Consider the following 26,275-nt stretch of genomic DNA (forward strand, 5'->3'; position numbering starts at 1 on the left):
CATGCCATGGACCTCGTCATCGCCCGCCCCGAAGGCCTGTACTGTCCGCCAGGTGATTTTTACATCGATCCCTGGCGGCCAGTGGAACGTGCCGTCATCACCCACGGCCACGGCGACCATGCCCGCGTCGGCAACCGCCACTACCTCACCGCCGCCCCAGGCGCCGGCATCCTGCGCAGCCGCCTGGGCCAGGACATCGACCTGCAAACCCTGCCTTACGGCGAACGCCTGCTGCACCATGGCGTAACCCTGAGCCTGCACCCAGCCGGGCATGTACTGGGCTCGGCGCAAGTGCGCCTGGAATATCAGGGTGAGGTCTGGGTCGCGTCCGGCGACTACAAGGTGGAACCCGACGGCACCTGCACGCCGTTCGAACCGGTGCGCTGCCACACGTTCATCACCGAATCGACCTTTGGCCTGCCCATCTACCGTTGGCCCAGCCAGGGCGAGATCTTCACCAGCATCAATACCTGGTGGCGCGCCAATAGCGAACAGGGGAAAGCCAGCGTGCTGTTCTGCTACGCCTTCGGCAAGGCCCAGAGAATCCTCCACGGGCTGGACGCCGACATTGGTCCTGTCCTCGTGCATGGCGCTGTCGAACCACTCAACCGGGTGTACCGGGACGCTGGCGTCTACCTTCCGCAAACCCGCTATGTCGGCGATATCCCACGCAACGACCCGCTGCTGCGCCAGGCACTGGTCCTGGCACCGCCTTCGGCGGGTGGCAGCAGCTGGATGCGCCGTTTCGGCGACTACAGCGATGCCTTTGCCAGTGGCTGGATGCTGTTGCGCGGCACCCGTCGCCGGCGCGGGGTAGACCGAGGTTTCGTGCTCTCGGACCATGCCGATTGGCCGGGGTTGCTCTGGGCCATCGGCCAGACTGGCGCAGAACGCGTGATGGTCACCCACGGCTCGGTCAATGTGCTGGTGCGCTACCTCATCGAACAAGGCCTCGATGCCCGCGCCTTCGTGACCGAGTATGGCGAGGAAGATGACGTGGTAGCCGCGGAGCCAGACGCATGAAAGCATTCGCCGAGCTGTACCTGAGGCTGGATGCGACCACCTCCAGCACTGCCAAGCTCACGGCGCTGCGCGACTACTTCAGCACCGCCCCGGCTGGGGATGCCGCCTGGGCGGTGTACTTCCTTGCAGGCGGCCGCCCTCGTCAACTGGTACCTACACGCGTGCTGCGGGAGCTGGCCGGCAGGTTGGCGGGGCTGCCTGACTGGCTGTTCGAGGAATGCTACCAGGCCGTTGGCGACCTGGCCGAAACCATTTCCCTGCTGATACCGGAAAGCCATCACCCTGGCGACGACGGCCTCGCCCGCTGGGTCGAAGCCCATCTACTGCCATTGCGCGGGTTGCCGGTAGAGGAGATCCAGGAACGCCTGCCGCCTCTTTGGGCCCAACTGGACCGACCCAGCCTGATGCTCTGCCTGAAACTCATCACTGGCAGCTTTCGCGTAGGCGTATCGAAGCTGCTGGTCACTCGTGCCCTCGCACAACTGGCCAGGCTGGATGCCAAACGCGTGGCCCAGCGCCTGGTTGGCTACACCGACATCAGCCACCGCCCGACGCCAGCCAGCTATCAACGGCTGATAGCCCCGGAATCAGACGATGAACATAGCCAGCGTGGCGGCCAGCCCTACCCGTTTTTTCTGGCCCACCCCCTTCAGGTACCAACCGACCAGCTCGATGCACTGCTCGGGCCGCCGAGCGAATGGCAGATCGAATGGAAATGGGACGGCATTCGCGCCCAGGTGGTCAAGCGCGAAGGCCAGCTGTGGGTCTGGTCGCGCGGTGAGGAACTGGTCACCGAACGCTTCCCCGAATTGCACAGCCTGGCACAGACGCTACCCGACGGTGTCGTGCTCGATGGCGAGATCCTGGTATGGAAACCCGGTGGTTCAGCAGATGAACTGGCTGTACAACCCTTTGCCATGTTGCAGCAGCGCCTGGGGCGCAAGACCTTGGGCAAGAAGCTGTTGAGCGACGCACCGGTCGTGCTGCAGGCCTACGACCTGCTGGAATGGCAAGGCGAGGACTGGCGCAGCCGGCCGCAGCATGCACGCCGCCAACAGCTGGAACACGTGCTTGAGCAGCATCCATTGGCCCCGGTGTTGCTCTCGCCTCTGCTCGAAGGCCAGGACTGGGCCGACCTTGCCCGCCAGCGCGAACAATCCCGCAGCCTGGGGGTGGAAGGGCTGATGCTTAAGCAGCGCGAGGCCTTGTACGGCGTGGGGCGCACCAAGGACATGGGCACCTGGTGGAAGTGGAAGATCGACCCGTTCAGCGTCGATGCCGTGCTGATCTATGCCCAGCGCGGTCACGGCCGGCGGGCCAGCTTGTACAGCGACTACACCTTCGCCGTGTGGGACGCGCCAGCCGGTACGCCGGGGCGGGCATTGGTTCCCTTTGCCAAGGCCTATTCAGGGCTCAGTGACGAAGAAATGCGCAAGGTCGACGCCATCATCCGCAAGACCACGGTTGAAACTTTCGGGCCGGTACGCAGCGTGACGCCGACGCTGGTGTTCGAGCTTGGGTTCGAGGGCATCGCCCTGTCCAGGAGGCACAAGAGCGGCATTGCCGTGCGTTTTCCGCGGATGCTGCGCTGGCGGCTGGACAAGCCAGTGGAAGAAGCGGATGACCTGGCCACATTGCAGGCGCTGTTGGCCTGAAAACATTTCTGGACCGTGCTGGCTTCTTCGCGGCTAAACCCGCAAAGAAGCCAGCGCGGTGACCAGGAGGGCACCGATGCAGGCGCAAGGCCAAAAACTGTGCTTCTATCTGTGTGCCGCCCCGTGTCGCAGACCGTTTTCGCCACGCACCCAGGACCACCATGCACCATTCAACTCACGACCTGCTCTCGCCCGTTCCGGGTATCACCCGCCAGTTGCACAGCTTCCACTTCGGACCTCGCGGTGGCGGCAAAGTCTATATCCAGGCCTCGCTGCATGCCGACGAGCTGCCCGGCATGCTGGTGGCCTGGCACCTCAAGCGCCGCCTGGGTGAACTGGAAAAGCAAGGCCGCCTGCAACGCGAAATCATCCTGGTGCCGGTGGCCAACCCGGTCGGTCTGGAACAAGTGCTGCTGGATGCGCCGCTGGGGCGCTTCGAACTGCAAAGTGGCGAGAACTTCAACCGTAACTTCGTCGACCTTTCGGACAGCATCGGCGACCAGATCGAAGAGCACCTTACCGAAGACCCGGCGCACAACCTTGCGCTGATCCGCGAATACCTGCGCCGCGGGCTGGACGCACACCCGGCGCGCACACCGCTGCAAGCCCAACGCCTGATACTGCAGCGCCTTGCCTGCGATGCCGACATGGTGCTGGACCTGCACTGCGACTTCGAGGCGGTCGAGCACCTGTACACCACGCCAGACGCCTGGCCGCAGATCGAGCCGCTGGCCCGCTACCTGGGTGCCCAGGCCAGCCTGCTGGCTACCGACTCAGGCGGGCAGTCGTTCGATGAGTGCTTCAGCCTGGTCTGGTGGCAGTTGCAGCAACGCTTTGGCAAACGGTTCCCGATTCCGCTGGGCTGCTGCTCGGTCACCGTCGAGCTGCGCGGCCAGGCCGATGTAAGCCACGACCTGGCCAGCAAGGACTGTCAGGCGATCCTCGACTTCCTGACCCATGCGGGGGTCATCGAAGGAGCCGCAGCCGCCCTGCCCGCCTTGCGCTGCCCGGCCACGCCGCTGGCCGCCGTCGAACCGGTGATAACGCCACTGGGCGGGCTGCTGGTGTACCACGCCCGGCCAGGCCAGCACCTGGAGGCGGGCCAGCTGATCGCTGAAGTAATCGACCCGCTCAGCGACCGGGTCACTGCCATCCGCAACAGCCAGCCCGGCCTGCTTTATGCACGAAACGTACGGCGCATGGCTACCGCAGGCATGGTCATCGCCCATGTCGCAGGCGAGCAGGTGTGCCGCAGCGGCTACCTGCTTGCCAACTGATCCGGTAAAACCATTGCACCAGCCTGGTTGTCTGTAGCAACACAGCCATCGAAGGACCCTATGCCCCATGCCCGCCGCCACCGACCTCGCCAAGGCCTGGTTCGCCAAGCGTGGCTGGAAGCCTTTCGCTTTCCAGCGCCGTGTCTGGGCTGCCGTGGAACGAGGCGAATCCGGCTTGCTGCATGCCAGTACCGGTGCCGGCAAGACCTACGCGATATGGCTCGCCGCGCTGCGGGCCTTCAAGGCCCAAGCCCAGGGACGTCATGCTGCCCCCTTGCAGGTGGTGTGGGTCACCCCCATGCGAGCCTTGGCCGCCGACACCGCCCGCGCGCTGCAGCTGCCGCTGGACGACCTGGGCCTGCCCTGGAGCGTGGGCGTTCGCAGCAGCGACACCGGCAGTGCCGAACGTGCCCGGCAAGCACGGCGCCTGCCCAGCGTACTGGTCACTACCCCTGAAAGCCTTACGCTGCTGTTGACCCGGGCACAAGCCCGCGACGACTTCGCCACGCTGCGCCTGGTAGTGGTGGACGAATGGCACGAACTGCTGGGCAACAAGCGTGGGGTACAACTGCAACTGGCTCTGGCCCACCTGCGCCATTGGCACCCGACCCTGCCGACCTGGGGCCTGTCTGCCACCCTCGGCAATCTTCAACATGCGCTGGACGTATTGCTGCCACAAGGTGGCTTGCTGGTACAAGGCCGACAAGACAAGCCGCTACAGGTCGATACCCTGCTGCCAACGGCCATCGAGCGCTTCCCCTGGGCTGGGCACATGGGCTTGAAGATGCTCGACCAGGTCAGTCGGGAAATCGACGCCAGCAGCAGTTGCCTGGTATTCACCAACACTCGGGCGCAGGCCGAACTCTGGTACCAGGCCCTGCTCGAAGCACGCCCCGACTGGGCCGGACTGATTGCCTTGCACCATGCCTCGCTGGCCCGCGATACCCGTGACTGGGTGGAGCGCAGCCTCAAGCAAGGCAGGCTGAAGGCAGTGGTCTGCACCTCCAGCCTGGACCTGGGAGTAGACTTCCTGCCCGTGGAGCGAGTACTGCAGATCGGTTCTGCCAAGGGCATTGCCCGCCTCGTGCAACGGGCCGGGCGCTCCGGCCATGCGCCGGGGCGGCGCTCCCGGGTTACTCTGGTGCCCACCCACAGCCTGGAACTGGTGGAAGCAGCCGCCGCCAGGCAGGCCCTGGCAGCCGGGCACATCGAGGCCCGTCATTCGCCGCGCTTGTGCATGGACGTGCTGGTGCAACACCTGGTCAGCATGGCCCTGGGCAGTGGCTTTCATCCGGAGCAGTTACTGGACGAAGTGCGTAGCACCTGGGCCTTTCGCCAGTTGCGCGACAGCCAGTGGCAATGGGCGCTGGACTTCGTCTGTCATGGCGGCAGTTCACTGAGCGCCTACCCGGATTACCAGCGCGTCGAGCGCCAGGCCGACGGCGCTTACCGGGTTGCCAGCGAACGTCTGGCACGCCGCCATCGCATGAGTATCGGTACCATCGTCAGCGACGCCAGCCTGCAGCTCAAGTACTGGAGCAAGGGTGGTGGGGGCAAGGCGCTGGGCAGCGTCGAAGAGGCATTTATTGCCCGTTTGCGCCCTGGCGATACCTTGGTGTTCGCCGGGCGAGTGCTGGAACTGGTGCGCGTGGAAAACATGACCGCTTACGTACGCCGCAGCACCGCGCGCAAGGCGGCGGTTGCACGCTGGAATGGTGGCCGCATGCCGCTCTCCAGCGAACTGGCCAACGCACTGGTCGAGCAGTTCGGCGCAGCATCTCAGGGGTGTTTCCAAGGCCCGGAGATGCGCGCAGTGCGCCCCTTGCTTGCCTTGCAGGCGCAGTGGTCGGCGCTGCCCACTCCCACCACGCTGCTGGCCGAAACCTTCAAGTCGCGCCAGGGTTGGCACCTGTTCCTGTATCCGTTCGCCGGGCGTATGGCAAATCTTGGCCTGGCCAACCTGATTGCCTGGCGAGTGAGCCGCGTGCAGCCGCTTTCGGTTTCGATTGCCGTCAATGACTACGGGTTCGAACTGCTCAGCCCTGGCAACGTGGACTGGGCAACGCACCTGCCGCAGGCACTCGGTACCGAACACCTGCTGGACGATGTGCTGGCCAGCCTCAATGCAGGAGAAATGGCATTGCGCCGCTTTCGCGAGATCGCGCAAATTGCCGGGCTGGTGTTTGGCGGGTATCCGGCGGCGCAGAAAAGCCTGAGGCAGATCCAGGCCTCCAGCGGGTTGTTCTACGAGGTATTTCGCAAGCACGACGCCGGCAACCTGCTACTGACCCAGGCACGGGACGAAGTGTTGAACGAGGAACTGGAGATCGAGCGGCTGCACCGGCAATTGCTGAAAATGGGGCAGTTGCGGCTGGAGCTGCGACAGCTTGAGCGACCTGGGCCGTTGGCCTTTGCCTTGCTGGTGGAAGGCATGCGCGAGACATTGAGCACCGAGAAGCTGGCGGACCGGATTGCCAGGATGGTCGCTGAGCTGAACAGTGTGGCGGACGCTACGGTATGACCAACTTTCTATCCATCGAACACCATGGCCAAGTGCTCTGGCTGCTTTCGGACAAGGCGATCTACTGGCCAGCCCGTCGTGCCCTGCTGGTGGCCGACGTGCACATCGGCAAGGCAGCGAGTTATCGCGCCCTGCACCAACCGGTACCACGCGGCACCACCGACGCGACACTCGACCGCCTGGATGCATTGCTGGCCGCACATGATTGCGAGCAACTGATCATTCTTGGCGATTTCCTGCATGCACGAACAGCGCGTGCGCCGGCAACGCTCGCCAAGCTGCAGACGTGGCGGGAACGGCACAAGGCCCTGAAAATTGTGCTGATACGCGGCAATCATGATCGGAACGCCGGCGATCCACCCGTGTCGCTCGAAATAGAAGTCTTGAGCGAACCCTGGCTGCTGGAACCCTTCGCGCTACAGCACGAACCCGATCCACACCCGAGCCATCCGGTACTGGCAGGCCATGTACATCCGGTATTCGTATTGCGTGGCAAGGCTCGGCAACGCCTGCGGCTACCTTGCTTCCTGATCGACGGCCAAGTCAGCCTGCTGCCGGCGTTCGGTGAATTCACCGGGGGTTGGGAAATCGCGCCCACGAGCACCAGCCGGGTGTATCTCGCCGGAGCAAACCGTGTCTGGGCACTCTAGCCGAGGTCATTCAGGCTACAGGCGCCGGAGGAGGCTCATCAGGCAAGGTTGGCTCGCCCGGTTCCATGGGTGGTGCTTCACCGGGCTCCGGCGGTTGCGGGGTATCCGGGTCAGGCTGGTGGGGCACGCCGCCCGCCTGCATGGGCAGCGGGTGTGCCAGCAGTGACCATGGCAGCAACCCGACGTGGTTGGGCTGCAGAACTGCCAGCTTGGCACTGATTGCGGGGTGGAGTTTCATTGGCTGCTCCTGACAAGGCCGCTGCGCATCATGCGCACCGGCGTTATCCAGTTGGAGTGCCAAAGGCGCGGGGAATTCCCCGCGCTCGTCGGCTCAGGTACGCGGCAGGGTGACGCCGCGTTGGCCCTGGTACTTGCCGCCACGGTCCTTGTACGACACGTCGCATTCTTCGTCGGACTGCAGGAACAGCATCTGGGCCACACCTTCGTTGGCGTAGATCTTCGCCGGCAGCGTGGTGGTATTCGAAAACTCCAGCGTCACATGGCCTTCCCACTCGGGCTCGAGCGGGGTGACGTTGACGATGATGCCGCAACGGGCGTAGGTGCTCTTGCCCAGGCAGATGGTCAGCACGTCGCGCGGAATGCGGAAATACTCGACGGTGCGCGCCAGGGCGAAGGAGTTCGGCGGGATGATGCATACGTCGCTCTTGATGTCGACGAAGCTGCCGGCATCGAAGTTCTTCGGGTCGACGGTGGCCGAATTGATGTTGGTAAACACCTTGAATTCGTCGGCGCAGCGCACGTCATAGCCGTAGCTGGAAACGCCGAAGGAGATCACCCGGCTGTCCTGTTCGCCGCGCACCTGGCGCTCGACGAACGGTTCGATCATGCCGTGTTCCTGCGCCATGCGGCGAATCCACTTGTCCGATTTGATGCTCATGGCGGAGTGTCCTGAAGAGTTGCGAGGTGAAAATTCGAGACGCGCATCTTACCGGTCCCGGCGCCCAGGTTAAAGTTCCATGCCTCACCCCGCGCCGGGCGGGGGCTGCAGCCGCCGTCGATCCGAATTTGCGTAAAGCGCCTTCTGACCATTGGCAGGTTGCGGAAAGTGGGGTAAGGTGGCGCCACTGTGCTGCACGTGACACCGAGAATCTCTAGTTTGATGCACGATCCTGATCGGCCCATCGCTGAATTTTCTGCTCTCTTTGCGCTCAGTCCCGGCCAGGGTTTTTCCTGACCGTTATCAAATTGTCCAAGGAGACAGAAAAATGTCCAACCGTCAATCCGGTGTTGTTAAGTGGTTCAACGATGAAAAAGGCTACGGCTTCATCACCCCTCAGTCGGGCGACGACCTGTTCGTGCACTTCAAAGCCATCCAAGCTGACGGCTTCAAAACCCTGAAAGAAGGCCAGGCTGTTACTTTCGTCGCTACCCGCGGCCAGAAAGGCATGCAGGCTGAAGAAGTTCAGATCGCCTAAGTCGATCGAAGCTTCCTAGCTTTCAAAAAAACCCGCCTTCCGGCGGGTTTTTTTATGCCTGGCCGAAAGACCGAGTCGCTTGCTTCGCGGGTAAACCCGCTCCCACAGGGACAGCGCGGTGCTTGAAGGCTGCGCTGTCCCCGCGAAGCAGGCGACTCGGTCTGCCAGTCAATCTTCGCTGATGGTAATGCTCGGCATCGCCGGCGCCGCAGCTTCCTGTAGCACGATCCGTGCGCCCACCTGGCGGGCCAGTTCCTGATAGACCATGGCAATCTGGCTTTCCGGCTCGGCGATAGCCGTCGGCTTGCCGCTATCGGCCTGCTCGCGAATCAGCATCGACAAAGGCAACGACGCCAGCAGATCGACGCCGTACTGGCTCGCCAGCTTCTCGCCACCGCCTTCGCCGAACAGGTGCTCGGCATGGCCGCAGTTCGAGCAAATGTGCACGGCCATGTTCTCCACCACGCCCAGCACCGGGATGTTGACCTTGCGGAACATTTCCACGCCCTTCTTGGCATCCAGCAGGGCCAGGTCCTGCGGGGTGGTGACGATCACCGAACCGGCCACCGGCACCTTCTGCGCCAGGGTAAGCTGGATGTCACCGGTGCCCGGCGGCATGTCGATCACCAGGTAATCCAGGTCGTCCCAGGCGGTCTGGGTCACCAGCTGCAGCAGCGCGCCGGAAACCATCGGGCCACGCCATACCATCGGCGTGTTGTCGTCGGTAAGAAACGCCATGGACATGACTTCCACGCCATGGGCCTTGATCGGCACGAACCACTTCTGCTCGCGAATCTGCGGGCGGGTGCCTTCGGCGATGCCGAACATCACGCCTTGGCTGGGGCCATAGATATCGGCATCGAGAATACCCACCCGCGCACCCTCGCGGGCCAGCGCCAGGGCCAGGTTGGCCGCGGTGGTCGACTTGCCCACACCGCCCTTGCCCGAGGCCACTGCGATGATGTTCTTGACGTTGGCCATGGCCGGCACCTGAGCCTGGGCCTTGTGCGCGGCCACCACGCAGTCGATCGACACCTGGGCACTGCTGACACCCTCGAGGTTGCCGATGGCGGTCTGCAGCACCTGGGCCCAGCCGTTCTTGAACAGCCCTGCGGCATAACCCAGCTGCAACTGCACGCTGACCCGCTCGCCCTGGATATCGATGGCGCGCACGCAGCCGGCGCTGACCGGGTCCTGGTTCAGATAGGGGTCGGTGTACTGGCGAAGCACGCCCTCGACGGCGACACGGGTGACGGCACTCATGGAGACTCCCAATGGCAAACTGAATGTAAAACAGACGCCTATCCTAACCCGTCAATCGTCAGCAGATGCGCATGCGGGGTGAAATATCTTCGCCAGCCCTTTATAGTGGCCGATCAACCTCATTTTTACCCCGTCGCCAGATAAGTAGCCAAGCCACCATGTCCGAGCCACGTCAGATTCTCGTCACCAGCGCCTTGCCCTATGCCAACGGTTCGATCCACCTGGGCCATATGCTCGAGTACATCCAGACAGACATGTGGGTCCGCTTCCAGAAGCTGCGCGGCAACCAGTGCATCTACGTCTGCGCCGACGACGCCCACGGTTCGGCCATCATGCTGCGCGCCGAGAAGGAAGGCATCACCCCGGAGCAGCTGATCGCCAACGTCCAGGCCGAACACAGCAGCGACTTTGCCGACTTCCTCGTGGACTTCGACAACTTCCACTCCACCCACAGCGAAGAGAACCGCGAGCTCTCGGGCCTGATCTACGCACGCCTGCGTGACGCCGGGCACATCGCCACCCGTTCGGTGACCCAGTACTTCGACCCGGAAAAGGGCATGTTCCTCGCCGACCGCTTCATCAAGGGCACCTGCCCCAAGTGCGCGGCCGAAGACCAGTACGGCGACAACTGCGAGAAATGCGGCGCCACCTACGCGCCCACCGAGCTGAAGAACCCCAAGTCGGCCATTTCTGGTGCCACTCCGGTACTGCGCGATTCCCAGCACTTCTTCTTCAAGCTGCCGGACTTCCAGGCCATGCTGCAGCAGTGGACCCGCAGCGGCACGCTGCAGGACGCTGTAGCCAACAAACTGGCCGAATGGTTGGACTCGGGCCTGCAGGAATGGGACATCTCTCGCGACGCGCCGTATTTCGGCTTCGAGATCCCGGGCGAGCCAGGCAAGTACTTCTATGTGTGGCTGGATGCACCGATCGGCTACATGGCCAGCTTCAAGAACCTCTGTGCACGCCGCCCGGAGCTGGATTTCGACGCGTTCTGGAACGAGGGCTCCAAGGCCGAGCTGTACCATTTCATCGGCAAGGACATCGTCAACTTCCACGCCCTGTTCTGGCCAGCCATGCTCGAAGGTGCAGGCTTCCGCAAGCCAAGCGCGGTCAACGTGCACGGCTACCTGACGGTGAACGGCGCCAAGATGTCCAAGTCGCGCGGTACCTTCATCAAGGCCCGCACCTACCTCGACCACCTGCAGCCGGAATACCTGCGCTACTACTACGCCGCCAAGCTGGGCCGTGGCGTCGATGACCTGGACCTGAACCTGGAAGACTTCGTGCAGAAGGTCAACTCCGACCTGGTCGGCAAGGTGGTAAACATCGCCAGCCGCTGCGCCGGTTTCATCCACAAGGGCAACGAAGGTGTGATGGTGGCTGGCGATGCCGCACCGGAGCTGACCGAAGCCTTCCTGGCGGCAGCTCCGTCGATCGCCGACGCTTACGAAGGCCGCGATTTCGGCCGTGCCATGCGCGAAATCATGGCGCTGGCCGACCGCGCCAACGCCTGGATCGCCGACAAGGCACCATGGTCGCTGGCCAAACAGGAAGGCAAACAGGATGAAGTGCAGGCCATCTGCGCCCAAGGCATCAACCTGTTCCGCCAACTGGTGATCTTCCTCAAGCCGGTGCTGCCGGTGCTGGCCGCCGACGCAGAGGCCTTCCTCAACGTGGCACCGCTGACCTGGAACGACCACCTGTCACGCCTGGAAAACCACCAGCTGAACCCGTTCAAGGCGCTGATGAGCCGCATCGAACCGGCCAAGGTCGAAGCCATGGTCGCCGCCAGCAAGGAAGACCTGCTGGCCTCCGAAACCACGGCCCCAGCCGGCAACGGCGAGCTGGCCAAGGACCCGCTGTCGGCGGAAATCGAGTTCGACACCTTTGCTGCCGTCGACCTGCGCGTGGCGCTGATCGTCAAGGCCGAGGCCGTACCGGGTGCCGACAAGCTGCTGCAACTGACCTTGGACATTGGTGATGAGCGCCGCAACGTGTTCTCCGGCATCAAGTCGGCCTACCCCGACCCGTCCCAGCTGGAAGGTCGCCTGACCATGATGGTGGCCAACCTCAAGCCACGCAAGATGCGCTTTGGCGTGTCCGAAGGCATGGTCATGGCGGCCGGGCCTGGCGGCGAAGAGATCTACCTGCTTAGCCCGGACAGCGGTGCCAAGCCGGGCCAGCGCATCAAGTAACAAAACTGCTGGTACTTGTGGGAGCGGGCCTGCCCGCTCCCACAATGATTCCGGCACCTTGACGCCAACCCGGACAATCGCCCCGATTCCCGGCTATCGTCATCTCATGAGCGACTACATCCTGGTCCTGATCAGCGCTGCGCTGGTCAATCACCTGTGCCTGCAACAACAGCCATTTCCCAGGCTGCACCTCCACGTGCACGGCCTCGCCTGCGCGCTGTGCATTGCCTTGGGCATGATCGGCGCACGAATACTGGTGCGCGGGGTGCTTGCCCCGCTGCAGGCCCAGGACCTTGCCCTGTTCCTGTTGTTGCCCTGGCTGGCCGTGCTTGCCTGGGGCGCGCCATGGTTGCTGACAAGGTGGCGCCCGAGCTGGCCAGTGACGCAACTGCCCGCGCTGCTGTTGAGCAACGCGGTAGTACTGGGGTTGACCCTGCAACAGACAAACGACGACAGTACATGGCTCGCTACCGTGCTGCAAGGCCTGCTGGCCGGCGGCGGCTTCTGGCTGGCGTTGGTGTTGTTCGCCGACCTGCGCCAGCGTAGCAATCATGCCGACGTCCCCGGGGCAATGCGCGGCCTGCCCATCGAATTGCTCGGTGCCAGTGTAATGGCGATGGCGTTTTCCGGCTTCAACGGGCTGCTCACCCAATGACTGCCAAGCCCGACCCGCGGCTACGCACCAGCATGGGGCTGGTGTTGCTGGCTTGCGTACCTGGCCTGTTGGCGCTGTTCTGGCTGCATGGCTGGAGCATGCTAATCAACCTGTTGCTATGCGCCAGTGCCGCGCTGCTGTGCGAGATGTTGTCGCTCAAGTTGCGAGCACAACCGCTGAGCACGGCGCTGAACGACGGCAGCGCGCTGGTGACTGCCGTGCTGCTGGCCGCCGCCCTGCCGACCCTGACGCCGTGGTGGTTGCCGGTAGTCGCAGCCAGCGTTGCCATAGGCATCGGCAAGCAGGCCTTTGGCGGGGTCGGGCGCAACCTGTTCAACCCGGCCATGGTCGGCTATGCCTTCGTGCTGCTGAGCTTCCCGTTGCAGATGAACCATTGGCCGGGGCCGGCACCTGGCCTGCTCGATAGCCTGCAGCTGGTGTTCGCCGGCGGCGAGCAGATCGATGCCTGGGCCCGGCCGACACTGCTCGACGGCCTGCGCCACAATCGCAGCCTGACCATCGATGAACTGTTCGCCAGCCACCCGGGATTCGGCAGCATCGGAGGGTGGGGCAGCGAATGGGTCAACCTTGCGTTCCTGCTGGGCGGCCTGTTTTTGCTGCAACGCAAGGTGATCAGCTGGCATGCGCCGGTTGGCCTGCTGGCAGGGTTGCTCCTGTTCAGCCTGCTGGGCTGGAATGGCTCGGGTTCGGACTCCAACGGCTCCCCCCTGCTGCACCTGTTCTCCGGCTCGACCATGATGGCGGCGTTCTTCATTGCCACCGAGCCGGTGTCCGGCCCGCGGCAGGAGTGGGCGAAGCTGGGGTTCGGCCTGGGGGCGGGCCTGCTGATCTACTTGATCCGTACTTGGGGCAGCTACCCGGACGGCACGGCGTTCGCCATCCTGCTGATGAACCTCATGGCGCCGAGCCTCGAACGCCTGGCTGTGCAGCGCCAGCAGGTTGCACGATGAAGCGTCTGGTACGTGATGTCGGCCTGCTGGTACTGACCGGGGCACTGGCACTGTCGGCAACCCTGGCCTGGCGACACTGGACCAGCGCGGCCATCGCCGACGCCGAGAAACAACTGAATAGCCGCCAGCGGCTGGCGGTGCTGCCAGAAGGCAGTTACGACAACCACCCCCTGGACAACCCGCTGCCCAGGCCCGTCGCACAGCGGCCAAACAGCCGGATCCTGGCAGCTTACCGGGCGACGCTGGCGGGCAAGCCGGCCGCCATCATCCTGGTCACCCAGACCCAGGGCTATGCCGGGCCGATCGTGCTCAGCGTGGCCATCAGCGCGGACGGCCGGCTGATCGGCAGCCAGGTGGTCGAACAACAGGAGAGCCCCGGATTAGGTGCACGCCTGGGAGATCCGCAGCTGAACTGGCTGGGGCAATTTGCCAACCGCCAGTTGGGCGATCGCTGGGCGCTGAAGCGCGACCAGGGCGACTTTGACCAGTTGGCTGGCGCAACCGTGACCTCACGAGCAGTAATCGGCGCGCTGCAAGAGGCGCTGAGATACTTCGATGAGCAGCGCAGCGCGTTGCTGGAGGACGCCATGCATGAATAGGTTCTACTTGCTCGGCGCAGGCCTGGTGCCCCTGCTGGGCGCCACCCGAACACTGAGCGAAGGGGCCACCATCGGCGTGTGTGCGGTGCTGATGAGCAGCCTTCACCAGCTGTTGCTGGCGCCCCTGCGCCAGCGGCTTGCCACCTGGACCTATGTGCTGGCCAGCCTGCTGCTGTTGGCGGCCTTGGCCAGTTGCCTGCAACTGGCACTGCGTGCCTGGTTGCTGCCAGTGGCACTTGCCCTCGGCCACTATCCCGCACTGCTGTGCCTGCAATGCCTGGCCACTGACCACCTGCTGCCCGATCAAGGGCGCTGGCGCCTGCTCGCCGGCCACCTTTGCGCACTGCTTGCCACATGCCTGCTACTCGGCGCCAGCCGCCAATGGTTGGCCGACGGTACCGGCCTGCACATGGCCAGCCTGGCCCCGGGCGCCTTGCTACTGCTCGGACTGCTGTTGGCCTTGTACAATCGCCTGCGTCCGGGCCCCGCCCAACCACGTCGTCAAGGAAAGCTCTGATTTCATGAATGCCGCCAAACGCCTGGAGATCTTTCGCAGGCTGCACGAAGATAACCCCGACCCGAAGACCGAACTGGCCTACACCACCCCGTTCGAACTGCTGGTCGCCGTAACCCTGTCTGCGCAGTCCACCGATGTCGGCGTCAACAAGGCCACCGCACGCCTGTTCCCGGTCGCCAACACCCCCGAGGCCATCTATGCGCTGGGCGTCGAAGGCCTGAGCGAGTACATCAAGACGATTGGCTTGTACAACAGCAAGGCCAAGAACGTCATCGAAGCCTGCCGGCTGCTGATCGAGCGCCATGGCAGCCAGGTACCGCAAACCCGCGAAGCCTTGGAGGCGCTACCAGGCGTGGGCCGCAAGACCGCCAACGTAGTGCTCAATACGGCGTTCCGCCAGCCGACAATGGCTGTGGATACCCATATCTTCCGGGTCAGCAACCGTACCGGCATTGCACCAGGCAAGACAGTGCTGGAAGTGGAGAAAAAGCTGATCAAGTTCGTACCAAAGGATTACCTGCTGGACGCCCACCACTGGCTGATCCTGCATGGGCGCTATGTGTGCCAGGCACGCAAGCCTCGCTGCCGCAGTTGCAGGATCGAAGACTTGTGCGAGTACAAGCACAAGACCTCCGACGATTGAGTCGATAGTTGGAAACCACCTGTTTCGATTGAAAAAATCTTTTTTACCGGCGTCTGCTTTCTGGTTATAAGGACGGCCAATGGCCCCTTGGCTTGGAGCGACTCATGAGTAGCGATAAAGACGACCTGTCGATCGAAGATGATTTTGTTGCCGCGGACGACGAAGCGGAACCCCAGGTGGAAACCGCAAAGACCAACCTGAGCAAGCGCCGCACCATCGACAATATGCTGGAAGAAAGGCGCCTGCAGAAGCAGCTGGCCGACTTCGACTACGATCTGTAACCTTGGCAAAGCCTCCTGACTGGAGGCTTTACGGCCCTGGCGGTCAGTTCAACCCTTGCCGCTGCGCCAGCTCGATCAGGTCCACCAGCGACCGCGCATTGAGCTTGAGCAGCAGGCGCGACTTGTAGGTACTGACCGTCTTGTTGCTGAGGAACATGCTGTCGGCAATCTCCTTGTTGGAACGTCCTCGCGCCAGCTGTTGCAACACGGTCATCTCGCGCGCCGAGAGGCGGTTGACCATATCCGCCTCGCTTCCTCCCCTCCCACGTGACACATGCAACGCCTGGTTGGGGAAGTAGCTGTAGCCCGACAGTACGGCCTTGATGGCGCTCAGCAGTTCGGTGAGTTCCTGCTGCTTGCACACATACCCCGCCGCCCCCGCCTGCATGCAGCGCATCGAGAAGTTGCCGGGTGCCTGCGATGTCAGCACCAGTACCTTGCTACCCGGACTGAAGGTTGTCATGCGGCCGATCACCTCCAGGCCATCCAGCTTGGGGATACCGATATCGAGCACCACGATATCCGGCAGGTGTTGCCGTGTCAGTTGCAGCGCAGCCACCCCGTTGTCGGTTTCCGCCACGACGTCATACCCATGCCGCTCCATCAGCATGCGTACGGCCAGGCGTATGACCGGATGATCATCCACGATAAGCACTTTATTCATGCGATATCCATTCATTGCTTTTGCTTTGGCCCGCCAAGATAACCTACACAACGCTTGGCTGGTGCGGTGATTTACCGGCGAAATATATGAACAGATGGAACCTACAACACTTACAGAAATTTCCTACACTCAACCGATGTGCTTGTAACATTCAAATTCCTTGTTACCAAATAAACGGTATCACCGGCCTGCAAAAGTGCACCAGTTGAAAACCGGCCGACACTTAGGGAAATATTCGATTCAAATACGCTGAACAGACGCGGCCATCAGGATTTCGAGCGATTATTCTCACCCGGGAAACAGTCCAGTCTTTAGTTGAGCAACGCCGTAAGGTAAAGATGTGCAAAATCGCTGGAGACGACCCATATGCACCAAGTACAACCTGTCGCCCCGCTGACGATCATTGCCATCTTCGCAGGGATTATCGAAGCCTCCGCCCTTGCCACATTGCCGTTTCTCAGCGAGTCCAGCCAGAAGCTCTATACTTGGTTCCTGGTGGGCTTCCCATTCTTCCTGACGGCACTGTTCTTCCTCACGCTCAACTTCAATTACAAGTCGTTCTATGACCCCTCGTCAAACAGGACGGCAAATGACAACAAGTCGACACAGAGCGATGTGGCGAAACATGCAATGCCCGGCAACACCAGCGAAGCGCTGCAGGGCGAGCCTGTCACATTCATGTTTTCCGGCCCCGATGCCTATCGCATGATGGAGCAGCAATTGCTATCCGCCCTTGCCCAACCGCCTCAGCAAGCGCGCACCTGGCGTTTTTGCAATCTGGATAGGCGTCAGTGTGCACAACTATCGATCAGCACGCTTGATGGACAGGTGGCGAACGACGGCCGTTGAATGCCTCAGGTTTTCCACAGGCCAAAAAAACCCCGGCCTGGGCCGGGGTCCTTGATGCACGTGGCCGCTATCAGAGCAGCGAGCGGCCCTTGTTGGCAGCAATGCGCATACGCAGCGCGTTGAGCTTGATGAAGCCCGCTGCGTCCGCCTGATTGTAGGCGCCGCCATCTTCCTCGAAGGTAGCGATGTTGGCATCGAACAGCGAGTCGTCCGACTTGCGGCCGACAACGGTGACGTTGCCCTTGTACAGTTTCAGGCGAACCACACCGTTCACGTTGACCTGCGAAGCGTCGATCATCTGCTGCAGCATCAGACGCTCCGGGCTCCACCAGTAGCCGGTGTAGATCAGGCTGGCGTACTTCGGCATCAGCTCATCCTTCAGGTGAGCGACTTCGCGGTCCAGGGTGATCGACTCGATGGCACGGTGGGCCTTGAGCATGATGGTACCGCCAGGGGTCTCGTAGCAGCCACGCGACTTCATGCCAACGTAACGGTTCTCGACGATGTCCAGACGGCCGATGCCATTGGCACCACCGATACGGTTCAGGTCGGCCAGGACGGTGGCCGGGGTCTTCTCGACGCCGTCGATGGCAACGATGTCACCGTTGCGGTAGGTCAACTCGATGTAGGTAGCCTGGTCCGGGGCGTTCTCGGGCGAGACGCTCCAGCGCCACATGTCTTCTTCGTGCTCGGTCCAGGTATCTTCCAGGACACCGCCTTCGTAGGAAATGTGCAGCAGGTTGGCGTCCATCGAGTACGGCGACTTCTTCTTGCCGTGGCGCTCGATCGGGATGCCGTGCTTCTCGGCGTAGTCCATCAGCTTCTCGCGGGACAGCAGGTCCCACTCGCGCCATGGGGCGATGACCTTGACGCCTGGCTTCAGGGCATAGGCACCCAGCTCGAAGCGCACCTGGTCGTTGCCTTTGCCGGTGGCGCCGTGGGAAATGGCGTCGGCGCCGGTTTCGTTGGCGATCTCGATCAGGCGCTTGGCGATCAGCGGACGGGCGATGGAAGTACCCAGCAGGTACTCGCCCTCGTAGACGGTGTTGGCGCGGAACATCGGGAACACGAAATCACGCACGAACTCTTCGCGCAGGTCATCGATGTAGATCTCTTTAACGCCCATTGCCTGGGCCTTGGCACGAGCAGGCTCGACCTCTTCGCCCTGCCCCAGGTCAGCGGTGAAGGTCACCACTTCGCAGTTGTAGGTATCCTGCAGCCACTTGAGAATCACCGAAGTATCAAGGCCGCCGGAATACGCCAGTACGACCTTTTTTACGTCCGCCATGCCATCACTCCACGGGGTTGTACGGAAAGGGATCGATTCTAACGACGTTACGGATAAATTTACAGTGGGGCGACAGCTTCTGACGACAAAGCGACAGGAAGTTTCGGAAGGGCGACTTACCGTCGGAAAGTATGAAATGCCGTGTAGAAGCGGCCTTGTGTCGCGATGGGCTGCGCAGCAGCCCCTGGATCTCAGCTATGCAGCGAAAACTGCCGGGGCTGCTGCGCAGCCCATCGCGACACAAGGCCGCTCCTACAGAAAGCTCCGCAGCCTTCAGGACTTGGCAGGTGTTGGCTCAGGGGCCTTTTCGACAGGCTTCTCAACCGGCTTCTCGATTACCGTCACCCGATCCAGTTCAATATTCACCCGACGATTACGCGCCCGGTTGGCAGCATTGGTGTTCTTCGCCAATGGGTAACGCTCGCCGTGGAAACGCACGGTAATCTGCTCTTCCGGAACGCCATGGGCCTTGAGGTAGTCGGCCACCGCCAGTGCCCGGCGGCGCGACATATCGCGATTGGTCAGGCGGTTGCCACTGTTGTCGGAGTGGCCGTTGAGCTCGACATGGTTCACCGTCGGGTCAGCCTTCATGTAGTCGAGGATCACATCCAGCCGCGCCCTGGCCGCGCCATCCAGCTCGAAGCCGCCCCCGGGGAAGCCCACCTGGGTCTGGCGCACCTGGTCGTAGTTCATCGGCAGCAGCTTGCCGGCACAGGCCTGATAGTCGCTGTAGGCCTTGGCAAAGCTTACCGGCAGAACACGCACTTCCATCGGCCTGCCCGCCTCGCCGGCGTAATTGCGTACCACCGTGCTGCGACCGTCGAGCAGGCCGTTGATCAGGCGGCTGGCCTGGCCCTGGGACGAACTGAACAGCACCCCGGTGCGAGCCATCCGCACACTGCCCAGGTTGATGTCGCTGCGCCCGGGTTGCCACGGTGCAGCGGCTGCCAGCAAGGTGGCCGTGCCCGCCCCCAGAACGTTGCTGTCCGAACGCAGCTGGAACACCGGCTGCTCGCCCGCGCGGCGCACGAACTCGCCACTGCCGAAGCCGTCGATCGGCTGGATCAGCCGGCATTCGAACTGGTCACCCTCAACCTTCCAGGCGATGTTCTCCATGCGCGTCTGGAAGGTCAGCGCGCCGGCCGGCAGGCTGGCGAACAGGGTCAACAGGGCTAGGTAACGCTGGCGCACGGGCGGCTCCACAAATTCTGACGGCTTACCTGCAGGCTATCGGACGCTGGGCGGAAAACTTGATAGCCGTGCTCCACCCAGGGTTTTCCGGTAGCATTGGGGCTTGAGTTCGACCCGCCTGGAATCCCCAATGTCCGATCGCCTGACCCTCCTGCGTCCCGACGACTGGCACATCCATCTGCGCGATGGTGCCGTCCTGCCCCACACCGTTGGCGACGTGGCGCGTACTTTCGCCCGTGCCATCATCATGCCCAACCTGGTTCCGCCGGTGCGCAATGCCGCCGAGGCCGGCGCCTACCGTGAGCGCATCCTGGCCGCCCGCCCGGCTGGCAGCCGCTTCGAGCCGCTGATGGTGCTGTACCTCACCGACCGCACCAGCCCCGAGGACATCCGCGCGGCAAAGGCCAGCGGCTTCGTGTACGCCGCCAAGCTGTACCCTGCCGGTGCCACCACCAACTCCGACTCGGGCGTGACCAGCATCGACAACATCTTCCCGGCCATCGAGGCGCTGGCGGAAGTTGGCATGCCGCTACTGGTGCATGGCGAAGTGACCCGCAGCGAGATCGACGTGTTCGACCGCGAGAAGCGCTTCATCGACGAGCACATGCGCCGTGTGGTCGAGCGCTTCCCCACGCTGAAGGTGGTGTTCGAGCACATCACCACCAGCGATGCCGCGCAGTTCGTCACCGAGGCCCCGGCCAACGTCGGCGCGACCATCACTGCGCAGCACCTGCTGTACAACCGCAACCACATGCTGGTTGGCGGCATTCGCCCGCACTTCTATTGCCTGCCGATCCTCAAGCGCAACACGCACCAGGTGGCGCTGCTGGACGCGGCCACCAGCGGCAACCCGAAGTTCTTCCTGGGTACCGACTCGGCACCGCACGCCCGTCACGCCAAGGAAGCCGCCTGCGGTTGCGCCGGTTGCTACACCGCCTACGCAGCCATCGAGATGTACGCCGAAGCGTTCGAGCAGCGTAACGCGCTGGACAAGCTGGAAGGCTTCGCCAGCCTGCACGGCCCGGCGTTCTATGGCCTGCCGGCGAACACCGACACCATTACCCTGGTCCGCGAGGAATGGACCGCCCCGGACAGCCTGCCATTTGGCGAGCAGACCGTGGTCCCGCTGCGCGCCGGCGAAAAACTGCGCTGGCGCCTGCTGGAGGAAAACGCGTGAGCGAAGACCTCTACGAAGACGATCTGGACAACCAAGGCAGCAGCGGCTCGCGCCACCCCATGGCCGAGCGCTTCCGCGGCTATTTGCCGGTAGTGGTAGATGTTGAAACCGGCGGCTTCAATAGCGCTACCGACGCCCTGCTGGAAATTGCCGCCGTCACCATCGGCATGGACGAAAAGGGCTTCCTGTTCCCCGAGCACACCTACTTCCACCGGGTGGAGCCATTCGAGGGTGCCAACATCGAGGCAGCAGCGCTGGAGTTCACCGGCATCAAGCTGGACCACCCGCTGCGCATGGCGGTCAGCGAGGAAAGCGCGCTGACCGACATCTTCCGCGGCGTACGCAAGGCGCTCAAGGCCAATGGCTGCAAGCGGGCTATCCTGGTGGGACACAACAGCAGCTTCGACCTGGGCTTCCTCAATGCGGCGGTGGCGCGCAATGACCTGAAGCGCAACCCGTTCCACCCGTTCTCCAGCTTCGACACCGCTACCCTGGCGGGCCTGGCTTATGGCCAGACCGTACTGGCGCGGGCCTGCCAGAGCGCCGACATCGACTTCGACGGGCGTGAGGCGCACTCGGCGCGTTATGACACCGAGAAGACGGCCGAGCTGTTCTGCGGCATCGTCAACCGCTGGAAAGAGATGGGCGGCTGGCGCGACTTCAACGATTGAGTTGAAAAAAGCATTCGCGGGCATGCCCGCTCCCACAGAGATCGCACATGGCTGAGGCCTTTGGGATACCTGTGGTAGCAGGTTTACCTGCGAAGAGGCCGGAAAAGAACGGCACAAAAAAACCGGCCACCAGGGCCGGTTTTTTCATGCAGGCGGCAATTACAGCTTGCCAGCGTTCTCGCTCAGGTAGGCAGCAACACCTTCTGGCGAAGCGTTCATGCCTTTGTCGCCTTTTTTCCAGTTGGCAGGGCAGACTTCGCCGTGCTCTTCGTGGAACTGCAGGGCGTCGACCAGGCGCAGCAGCTCGTCCATGTTGCGGCCCAGTGGCAGGTCGTTGACGATCTGCGAACGGACAACACCGTTGGTGTCGATCAGGAAGGCGCCACGGAAGGCCACGCCGCCTTCGGACTCGACGTCGTAGGCCTTGCAGATTTCGTGGGTCATGTCGGCAGCCAGGGTGTACTTGACCTGGCCGATACCGCCGTTGTTGACCGGGGTGTTACGCCAGGCGTTGTGGGTGAAGTGCGAGTCGATCGACACGCCGATCACTTCCACGTTGCGCGCCTGGAAGTCAGGGATGCGGTTGTCCAGGGCGATCAGCTCGGACGGGCAGACGAAGGTGAAGTCCAGCGGGTAGAAGAACACCAGGCCGTACTTGCCCTTGATGGCCGAAGCCAGGTTGAAGCTGTCGACGATCTCGCCATTGCCCAGCACGGCCGGAACGGTGAAATCGGGGGCTTTCTTACCAACGAGTACGCTCATTGTAATCTCCTGATGAGGGTGAAAAACCGTTTGCCGGGCCAGACGGGCTTGCCCGACATCCAACAAAGGCCGACCATCATACACGGCTTCTGGTGACAGGCCGACTCCAACGACGAAGCAGCCGCCGGTCGCTCAAGCACGGTCCTTTCAGAAACTCCTTTGACAAGCATTCTCATTAACATTAAGCTCCACCCCATCGAGCCCACCAACGATGGTCAGCCTTTATGTATGTGTGTCTTTGTGTCGGCGTCACCGACGGACAGATCCGCGATGCGATCTATGAAGGATGCTGCAGCTACAAGGAAGTGCGAGCCGCGACCAACGTCGCCAGCCAGTGTGGCAAATGTGCCTGCGTGGCCAAGCAGGTGGTACGCGAGACCCTGACCGAGCTCCAGGTCAGCCAGGCAGCCCTGCCCTACCCCGTGGAATTTACCGCGGCCTGAAACCTAGAATTCCAAGAACCGGGCCTTGTGTCCGGTTTTTTTATGCCCGCAATTCAATAAGTTAGCGCTCCAACGCGGTTCACAAACATTCTTATTTCCATTAATTTTCACTTATTATTCAAGAACTTAGGTTTGACACACCTAAGTATCGGGCTCAAACTTGCGTGTATTGGCACACTTCTACAGGGCAGGAACCCGACATGAAAGGCGACGTAAGCGTCATCCAGCATCTCAACAAGATCCTCGGAAACGAGCTGGTCGCGATCAACCAGTACTTCCTGCACGCACGCATGTATGAAGATTGGGGCCTGAACAAACTCGGCAAGCACGAGTACAAGGAATCCATCGACGAGATGAAACACGCTGACAAACTGATCAAGCGTATTCTCTTCCTCGAAGGCATCCCCAACGTCCAGGACCTGGGCAAGCTGCTGATTGGTGAGCACACCAAGGAAATGCTCGAATGCGACCTGAAGATCGAACAGAAAGGCCTGGTCGACCTGAAAGCAGCCATCGCCCATTGTGAAACCGCTGGCGACTTCGGCTCGCGTGACATGCTCGAAGACATCCTCGAGTCCGAGGAAGAACATATCGATTGGCTGGAAACCCAGCTGGGGCTGATCGACAAGATTGGTATCGAGAACTACCTGCAGTCGCAGATGGGCGAAGAATAAATATTCGCCCCATGAAAAAACCCGCGATCAGCGGGTTTTTTCATGCTTGCCGGAAAATCAGGCCTCGGAGGCCTTGGCCTTGGCAGCCGCTTCCTTGATCAGGGTCTGCAGCTCACCCTTCTCGAACATTTCCAGCATGATGTCGCTGCCGCCGACCAGCTCACCGGCTACCCAGAGCTGCGGGAAGGTCGGCCAGTTGGCGTACTTTGGCAGGTTCGCACGGATTTCCGGGTTCTGCAGGATGTCGACGTAGGCGAACTTCTCGCCACAACCCATCACGGCCTGCGATGCACGCGCAGAGAAGCCACACTGCGGGGCATTCGGCGAGCCTTTCATGTAAAGCAGAATGGTATTGTTGGCAATCTGCTCTTTGATCGTTTCGATGATATCCATGTAGCACCTCGGCTGAACTTTCCGACACGGTCGTCGGCACGGTGACGCATTGTAACGGAAAGCCGAGCAGCATGCTCGGCCTTACCGTTCCTTACGCGGCCTCTACCTGCACAGGTACGCCATTGAGGGCGGCATTACCGGAAACCTGGTCACGCAGGCGCTCATCGGTTAGGTCGTTGGCGCTCACGCCAGGCTGCGCCTTGGCGATCTGCATGTGCACGCCCTGCCGAGAATGACCGAAGCCATGGGGCAGGCTGACCACGCCCGGCATCATGTCCGCGCAGGCCTGCACCTCGACTTCAAGCTCCCCCGTACGCGAGCGGATACGAACCCTCTGGCCATCCTGCAGCTGCCTCTGCTGCAGGTCCTGCGGGTGCATCAACAACTGATGTCGCGGCTTTCCTTTCACCAGCCGATGAAAATTGTGCATCCACGAATTGTTGCTTCGCACATGGCGACGGCCGATCAGCAGCAGTTCGCCCGGTGCCGGAGGGCCTTGTTGCGCCAGCCGCCCCAGGTCGTCCAGCAGCACCTGGGGCGCCGCTTCGACAGCCTTGCTGGCAGTCGCCAGGCGCGCAGCGAGGTTGGTGCGCAATGGCCCCAGGTCCAGGCCATGCGGGTGCTTGTCCAACGCTGCAAGCGACAACTGCCAGGGCGTCGCTTCACCATAGCGCCCCTTGCGCAGGGCCAGGTCGATCATCTGCGCTGGCGCCCAGGTCGGTTTCAACTCCAGCTCGGCGCGTTTGGCGAACGCCTGTGCGAGCCCGACGAAAATTTCCCAGTCATGCAATGCCCCTTCGGGCTTGGCCAGGATCGCCCGGTTGAAGCGGGTCACGTTGCGCACGGCCAGCAAGTTGAACGTGCTGTCGTAATGGTCGTTTTCCAGCGCCGAGGTGGAGGGCAGGATCAGGTCGGCATGTCGGGTGGTTTCGTTGATGTACAGGTCGATGCTGAGCATGAACTCCAGCCCCTCCAGCGCCACATCCAGCTGGCGGCCGTTGGGCGTGGACAGTACGGGGTTGCCAGCCACCGTCACCAGCGCACGCACCTGCCCTTCGCCGGGTGTCAGCATTTCCTCGGCCAAGGCCGCCACGGGCAGTTCGCCGCCGTATTCGGGCAAGCCCGACACCCGGCTCTGCCAGGCGTTGAAATGGCCACCCGAGGTGGTCGCCACCAAGTCGACGGCAGGCTCGGTGCACAACGCGCCGCCTTCACGGTCAAGGTTGCCGGTCACCAGGTTGATCAGTTGCACCAGCCAGTGGCAAAGGGTGCCGTAGGCCTGGGTCGAAACCCCCATGCGGCCATAGCACACCGCCTTGTCGGCCGCGGCGAAGTCCCGTGCCAGCTGGCGGATGTCTGTAGCGGCAATGCCACAGTGCGCGCTCATGGCCTCCGCGCTGAACGGCGCGATCGCTTCGCGCACCTGCTGCAGCCCGATGACAGGCAAGTGCGAGCCGCGCGCCAGGCCTTCAGCAAACAGGGTGTTGAGCAAGCCACACAACAAGGCCGCATCCCCTCCAGGGCGAATGAACAAGTGACTGTCGGCCATAGCCGCCGTTTCGCTGCGCCGCGGGTCCACCACCACAAGGCGCCCACCCCTTGCCTGCAGGGCTTTGAGGCGTTTTTCCACATCCGGCACGGTCATGATGCTGCCGTTGGAGGCCAGCGGGTTGCCACCAAGGATCAGCATGAAACCGGTCTGGTCGATATCCGGAATCGGCAGGAGCAGGCCATGGCCGTACATGAGATGGCTGACCAGGTGTTGCGGCAACTGGTCCACCGAGGTGGCAGAGAAGCGGTTGCGGGTTTTCAGCAGGCCCAGGAAGTAGTTGCTGTGGGTCATCAGGCCGTAGTTGTGCACGCTCGGGTTACCTTGGTACACCGCCACCGCATTGCGCCCGTGGGTTTGCTGGATCGCCCACAGCCTGTCGGCGGCCAGGGCAAAGGCCTCGTCCCAACCGATTGCCTGCCAATGCTCGCCCACCCGCTTGTGCGGCTGGCGCAGGCGGTCGGGGTCGTTCTGGATGTCCTGCAGGGCCACGGCCTTTGGGCAGACATGGCCGCGGCTGAACGGGTCCTGGGGGTCGCCCTTGATCGAACTGATCAGCGCCCGCCCATCGCCGTCATGGCTGACTTCGATATTCAGCCCACAGATCGCTTCGCACAGGTGACAGGCACGGTGATGCAGGGTCTTGGTCATGGCCGCCTCTGCCTTGTTGTTATGGAGGATGTGTAGAGGGTTGTCGAACATCGACTATGCACCCAGCCCCTGCCGCCGGCCAGCGCGCTTCGCGGCGTGAATCCACCGACATCAGGCACACGATTTGCGACAGCCATTTGCCAAATTGCCGGCAAGCCGTGTACAACCCTCTGTAGCAAATAAAAAACAGCACTGTCCGTCGGGTAAAGACACCCTTTGCAACACCCTTTGGTACTGGGCAGCTGTTTCCCCTCTTGGCTTCAGGCGACATTTA

27 protein-coding genes are annotated in these 26,275 nt (G+C 62.4%); 18 read left to right on the forward strand and 9 right to left on the reverse strand.

The features are described 5' to 3' along the window. The first annotated feature begins 6 nt into the window (after nucleotides 1–6). The 5 genes from V3314_RS24350 to pdeM all read left to right on the forward strand — a co-directional run bounded on the left by V3314_RS24350 (nucleotide 7) and on the right by pdeM (nucleotide 7,126). Nucleotides 7–1,023 carry a ligase-associated DNA damage response exonuclease gene (locus V3314_RS24350; protein WP_108481811.1) on the forward strand — a complete coding sequence of 339 codons (1,017 nt, stop codon included), beginning with the start codon at nucleotides 7–9 and terminating at the stop codon, nucleotides 1,021–1,023. Beyond that, nucleotides 1,020–2,678 (forward strand): ATP-dependent DNA ligase, encoded by a 1,659-nt coding sequence (locus V3314_RS24355; protein WP_135001629.1) that lies wholly within the window; start codon nucleotides 1,020–1,022, stop codon nucleotides 2,676–2,678. Before V3314_RS24350 ends, V3314_RS24355 begins: the two co-directional genes overlap by 4 nt. 161 nt (nucleotides 2,679–2,839) lie before the next feature. Continuing rightward, complete coding sequence (locus V3314_RS24360; protein ID WP_046614739.1) at nucleotides 2,840–3,955, forward strand: succinylglutamate desuccinylase/aspartoacylase family protein; 1,116 nt, start codon at nucleotides 2,840–2,842, stop codon at nucleotides 3,953–3,955. Nucleotides 3,956–4,022: 67 nt separating this feature from the next. Beyond that, on the forward strand, nucleotides 4,023–6,476 hold the full coding sequence (locus V3314_RS24365; protein ID WP_046614740.1) for a ligase-associated DNA damage response DEXH box helicase: 2,454 nt from the start codon (nucleotides 4,023–4,025) through the stop codon (nucleotides 6,474–6,476). Continuing rightward, nucleotides 6,473–7,126, forward strand: coding sequence for a ligase-associated DNA damage response endonuclease PdeM (gene pdeM, locus V3314_RS24370; RefSeq protein WP_046614741.1), 654 nt, complete (start codon nucleotides 6,473–6,475; stop codon nucleotides 7,124–7,126). The genes V3314_RS24365 and pdeM overlap by 4 nt, the downstream gene beginning before the upstream one ends. Nucleotides 7,127–7,136: 10 nt before the next feature. Here the strand turns inward: pdeM and V3314_RS24375 are convergent, their stop codons facing one another. Together V3314_RS24375 and dcd are read right to left on the reverse strand one after the other, a co-directional pair. Further along, nucleotides 7,137–7,364: a hypothetical protein gene (locus V3314_RS24375; RefSeq protein ID WP_338459738.1), complete on the reverse strand. Its 228-nt coding sequence runs from the start codon at nucleotides 7,362–7,364 to the stop codon at nucleotides 7,137–7,139. 93 nt (nucleotides 7,365–7,457) lie between these two features. After that, nucleotides 7,458–8,024, reverse strand: coding sequence for a dCTP deaminase (dcd, locus tag V3314_RS24380; protein WP_046614743.1), 567 nt, complete (start codon nucleotides 8,022–8,024; stop codon nucleotides 7,458–7,460). A gap of 328 nt (nucleotides 8,025–8,352) precedes the next feature. Between dcd and V3314_RS24385 the strand changes: the two genes are divergently transcribed. Next, nucleotides 8,353–8,562: a cold-shock protein gene (locus V3314_RS24385; protein WP_003254922.1), complete on the forward strand. Its 210-nt coding sequence runs from the start codon at nucleotides 8,353–8,355 to the stop codon at nucleotides 8,560–8,562. 168 nt (nucleotides 8,563–8,730) lie between these two features. Here the strand turns inward: V3314_RS24385 and apbC are convergent, their stop codons facing one another. Beyond that, a complete protein-coding gene (gene apbC / locus V3314_RS24390) occupies nucleotides 8,731–9,825 on the reverse strand; it encodes an iron-sulfur cluster carrier protein ApbC (protein ID WP_196188576.1) in 1,095 nt (364 codons plus the stop codon). A gap of 158 nt (nucleotides 9,826–9,983) precedes the next feature. On the opposite strand from apbC, the gene metG reads away from it, so the two are divergent. The 7 genes from metG to V3314_RS24425 all read left to right on the forward strand — a co-directional run bounded on the left by metG (nucleotide 9,984) and on the right by V3314_RS24425 (nucleotide 15,689). Beyond that, nucleotides 9,984–12,023, forward strand: a complete 2,040-nt coding sequence (metG, locus tag V3314_RS24395) for a methionine--tRNA ligase (RefSeq protein ID WP_046614745.1) — start codon at nucleotides 9,984–9,986, stop codon at nucleotides 12,021–12,023. Between the two features lie 106 nt (nucleotides 12,024–12,129). Next, nucleotides 12,130–12,678, forward strand: a complete 549-nt coding sequence (locus tag V3314_RS24400; RefSeq protein ID WP_046614746.1) for an Rnf-Nqr domain containing protein — start codon at nucleotides 12,130–12,132, stop codon at nucleotides 12,676–12,678. Continuing rightward, nucleotides 12,675–13,649: an RnfABCDGE type electron transport complex subunit D gene (locus V3314_RS24405; RefSeq protein WP_135001633.1), complete on the forward strand. Its 975-nt coding sequence runs from the start codon at nucleotides 12,675–12,677 to the stop codon at nucleotides 13,647–13,649. The genes V3314_RS24400 and V3314_RS24405 overlap by 4 nt, the downstream gene beginning before the upstream one ends. Continuing rightward, nucleotides 13,646–14,248 (forward strand): RnfABCDGE type electron transport complex subunit G, encoded by a 603-nt coding sequence (locus tag V3314_RS24410; RefSeq protein WP_046614748.1) that lies wholly within the window; start codon nucleotides 13,646–13,648, stop codon nucleotides 14,246–14,248. Before V3314_RS24405 ends, V3314_RS24410 begins: the two co-directional genes overlap by 4 nt. After that, a complete protein-coding gene (locus tag V3314_RS24415; RefSeq protein WP_046614749.1) occupies nucleotides 14,241–14,765 on the forward strand; it encodes an Rnf-Nqr domain containing protein in 525 nt (174 codons plus the stop codon). Before V3314_RS24410 ends, V3314_RS24415 begins: the two co-directional genes overlap by 8 nt. Nucleotides 14,766–14,769: 4 nt before the next feature. After that, nucleotides 14,770–15,408, forward strand: coding sequence for an endonuclease III (gene nth, locus V3314_RS24420; protein WP_338459739.1), 639 nt, complete (start codon nucleotides 14,770–14,772; stop codon nucleotides 15,406–15,408). Between the two features lie 104 nt (nucleotides 15,409–15,512). Continuing rightward, entirely contained in the window at nucleotides 15,513–15,689 is a 177-nt protein-coding gene (locus V3314_RS24425) for a hypothetical protein (protein WP_003258006.1), read from the forward strand. Nucleotides 15,690–15,732: 43 nt separating this feature from the next. On the opposite strand, the gene V3314_RS24430 is transcribed toward V3314_RS24425, so the two are convergent. Beyond that, complete coding sequence (locus V3314_RS24430) at nucleotides 15,733–16,353, reverse strand: response regulator transcription factor (protein ID WP_046614750.1); 621 nt, start codon at nucleotides 16,351–16,353, stop codon at nucleotides 15,733–15,735. Nucleotides 16,354–16,719: 366 nt separating this feature from the next. Between V3314_RS24430 and V3314_RS24435 the strand changes: the two genes are divergently transcribed. Further along, nucleotides 16,720–17,202, forward strand: a complete 483-nt coding sequence (locus tag V3314_RS24435) for a hypothetical protein (RefSeq protein WP_046614751.1) — start codon at nucleotides 16,720–16,722, stop codon at nucleotides 17,200–17,202. A 70-nt stretch (nucleotides 17,203–17,272) separates the two neighbouring features. On the opposite strand, the gene V3314_RS24440 is transcribed toward V3314_RS24435, so the two are convergent. After that, a complete protein-coding gene (locus V3314_RS24440; RefSeq protein WP_013973956.1) occupies nucleotides 17,273–18,490 on the reverse strand; it encodes an argininosuccinate synthase in 1,218 nt (405 codons plus the stop codon). Between the two features lie 273 nt (nucleotides 18,491–18,763). Further along, complete coding sequence (locus tag V3314_RS24445) at nucleotides 18,764–19,681, reverse strand: OmpA family protein (protein WP_046614752.1); 918 nt, start codon at nucleotides 19,679–19,681, stop codon at nucleotides 18,764–18,766. A gap of 130 nt (nucleotides 19,682–19,811) precedes the next feature. Between V3314_RS24445 and pyrC the strand changes: the two genes are divergently transcribed. Together pyrC and rnt are read left to right on the forward strand one after the other, a co-directional pair. Continuing rightward, nucleotides 19,812–20,858 (forward strand): dihydroorotase, encoded by a 1,047-nt coding sequence (gene pyrC / locus V3314_RS24450; protein WP_046614753.1) that lies wholly within the window; start codon nucleotides 19,812–19,814, stop codon nucleotides 20,856–20,858. After that, on the forward strand, nucleotides 20,855–21,529 hold the full coding sequence (gene rnt, locus V3314_RS24455; RefSeq protein ID WP_046614754.1) for a ribonuclease T: 675 nt from the start codon (nucleotides 20,855–20,857) through the stop codon (nucleotides 21,527–21,529). The genes pyrC and rnt overlap by 4 nt, the downstream gene beginning before the upstream one ends. Before the next feature lie 159 nt (nucleotides 21,530–21,688). Here rnt and V3314_RS24460 read toward each other — a convergent pair whose 3' ends face one another. After that, complete coding sequence (locus tag V3314_RS24460) at nucleotides 21,689–22,291, reverse strand: peroxiredoxin (RefSeq protein WP_003254945.1); 603 nt, start codon at nucleotides 22,289–22,291, stop codon at nucleotides 21,689–21,691. A 224-nt stretch (nucleotides 22,292–22,515) separates the two neighbouring features. On the opposite strand from V3314_RS24460, the gene V3314_RS24465 reads away from it, so the two are divergent. Both V3314_RS24465 and bfr read left to right on the forward strand, forming a co-directional pair. Beyond that, complete coding sequence (locus V3314_RS24465) at nucleotides 22,516–22,734, forward strand: bacterioferritin-associated ferredoxin (protein WP_003254947.1); 219 nt, start codon at nucleotides 22,516–22,518, stop codon at nucleotides 22,732–22,734. 200 nt (nucleotides 22,735–22,934) lie between these two features. Next, the gene (gene bfr, locus V3314_RS24470; RefSeq protein WP_003258014.1) at nucleotides 22,935–23,408 is read left to right on the forward strand and encodes a bacterioferritin; all 474 of its coding nucleotides are present in this window, start codon (nucleotides 22,935–22,937) and stop codon (nucleotides 23,406–23,408) included. A gap of 57 nt (nucleotides 23,409–23,465) precedes the next feature. On the opposite strand, the gene grxD is transcribed toward bfr, so the two are convergent. Together grxD and V3314_RS24480 are read right to left on the reverse strand one after the other, a co-directional pair. After that, nucleotides 23,466–23,801, reverse strand: coding sequence for a Grx4 family monothiol glutaredoxin (gene grxD / locus V3314_RS24475; protein ID WP_003254949.1), 336 nt, complete (start codon nucleotides 23,799–23,801; stop codon nucleotides 23,466–23,468). A 91-nt stretch (nucleotides 23,802–23,892) separates the two neighbouring features. Further along, a complete protein-coding gene (locus V3314_RS24480; protein WP_338459740.1) occupies nucleotides 23,893–26,001 on the reverse strand; it encodes a molybdopterin-dependent oxidoreductase in 2,109 nt (702 codons plus the stop codon). Nucleotides 26,002–26,275 lie beyond the last annotated feature (274 nt).

It is taken from the genome of Pseudomonas sp. TE3-3-F2023, assembly GCF_036784815.1.
GTDB lineage: Bacteria > Pseudomonadota > Gammaproteobacteria > Pseudomonadales > Pseudomonadaceae > Aquipseudomonas > Aquipseudomonas pudica.

Excerpts from the sequence above, each read along its gene's own strand:
- V3314_RS24350 (WP_108481811.1), top strand. The coding sequence starts at position 7 with ATGGACCTCGTCATCGCCCGCCCCGAAGGCCTGTACTGTCCGCCAGGT.
- V3314_RS24355 (WP_135001629.1), top strand. The coding sequence starts at position 1,020 with ATGAAAGCATTCGCCGAGCTGTACCTGAGGCTGGATGCGACCACCTCC.
- V3314_RS24360 (WP_046614739.1), top strand. The coding sequence starts at position 2,840 with ATGCACCATTCAACTCACGACCTGCTCTCGCCCGTTCCGGGTATCACC.
- V3314_RS24365 (WP_046614740.1), top strand. The coding sequence starts at position 4,023 with ATGCCCGCCGCCACCGACCTCGCCAAGGCCTGGTTCGCCAAGCGTGGC.
- pdeM (WP_046614741.1), top strand. The coding sequence starts at position 6,473 with ATGACCAACTTTCTATCCATCGAACACCATGGCCAAGTGCTCTGGCTG.
- V3314_RS24375 (WP_338459738.1), bottom strand. The coding sequence starts at position 7,364 with ATGAAACTCCACCCCGCAATCAGTGCCAAGCTGGCAGTTCTGCAGCCC.
- dcd (WP_046614743.1), bottom strand. The coding sequence starts at position 8,024 with ATGAGCATCAAATCGGACAAGTGGATTCGCCGCATGGCGCAGGAACAC.
- V3314_RS24385 (WP_003254922.1), top strand. The coding sequence starts at position 8,353 with ATGTCCAACCGTCAATCCGGTGTTGTTAAGTGGTTCAACGATGAAAAA.
- apbC (WP_196188576.1), bottom strand. The coding sequence starts at position 9,825 with ATGAGTGCCGTCACCCGTGTCGCCGTCGAGGGCGTGCTTCGCCAGTAC.
- metG (WP_046614745.1), top strand. The coding sequence starts at position 9,984 with ATGTCCGAGCCACGTCAGATTCTCGTCACCAGCGCCTTGCCCTATGCC.
- V3314_RS24400 (WP_046614746.1), top strand. The coding sequence starts at position 12,130 with ATGAGCGACTACATCCTGGTCCTGATCAGCGCTGCGCTGGTCAATCAC.
- V3314_RS24405 (WP_135001633.1), top strand. The coding sequence starts at position 12,675 with ATGACTGCCAAGCCCGACCCGCGGCTACGCACCAGCATGGGGCTGGTG.
- V3314_RS24410 (WP_046614748.1), top strand. The coding sequence starts at position 13,646 with ATGAAGCGTCTGGTACGTGATGTCGGCCTGCTGGTACTGACCGGGGCA.
- V3314_RS24415 (WP_046614749.1), top strand. The coding sequence starts at position 14,241 with ATGAATAGGTTCTACTTGCTCGGCGCAGGCCTGGTGCCCCTGCTGGGC.
- nth (WP_338459739.1), top strand. The coding sequence starts at position 14,770 with ATGAATGCCGCCAAACGCCTGGAGATCTTTCGCAGGCTGCACGAAGAT.
- V3314_RS24425 (WP_003258006.1), top strand. The coding sequence starts at position 15,513 with ATGAGTAGCGATAAAGACGACCTGTCGATCGAAGATGATTTTGTTGCC.
- V3314_RS24430 (WP_046614750.1), bottom strand. The coding sequence starts at position 16,353 with ATGAATAAAGTGCTTATCGTGGATGATCATCCGGTCATACGCCTGGCC.
- V3314_RS24435 (WP_046614751.1), top strand. The coding sequence starts at position 16,720 with ATGCACCAAGTACAACCTGTCGCCCCGCTGACGATCATTGCCATCTTC.
- V3314_RS24440 (WP_013973956.1), bottom strand. The coding sequence starts at position 18,490 with ATGGCGGACGTAAAAAAGGTCGTACTGGCGTATTCCGGCGGCCTTGAT.
- pyrC (WP_046614753.1), top strand. The coding sequence starts at position 19,812 with ATGTCCGATCGCCTGACCCTCCTGCGTCCCGACGACTGGCACATCCAT.
- V3314_RS24460 (WP_003254945.1), bottom strand. The coding sequence starts at position 22,291 with ATGAGCGTACTCGTTGGTAAGAAAGCCCCCGATTTCACCGTTCCGGCC.
- V3314_RS24465 (WP_003254947.1), top strand. The coding sequence starts at position 22,516 with ATGTATGTGTGTCTTTGTGTCGGCGTCACCGACGGACAGATCCGCGAT.
- bfr (WP_003258014.1), top strand. The coding sequence starts at position 22,935 with ATGAAAGGCGACGTAAGCGTCATCCAGCATCTCAACAAGATCCTCGGA.
- grxD (WP_003254949.1), bottom strand. The coding sequence starts at position 23,801 with ATGGATATCATCGAAACGATCAAAGAGCAGATTGCCAACAATACCATT.
- V3314_RS24480 (WP_338459740.1), bottom strand. The coding sequence starts at position 26,001 with ATGACCAAGACCCTGCATCACCGTGCCTGTCACCTGTGCGAAGCGATC.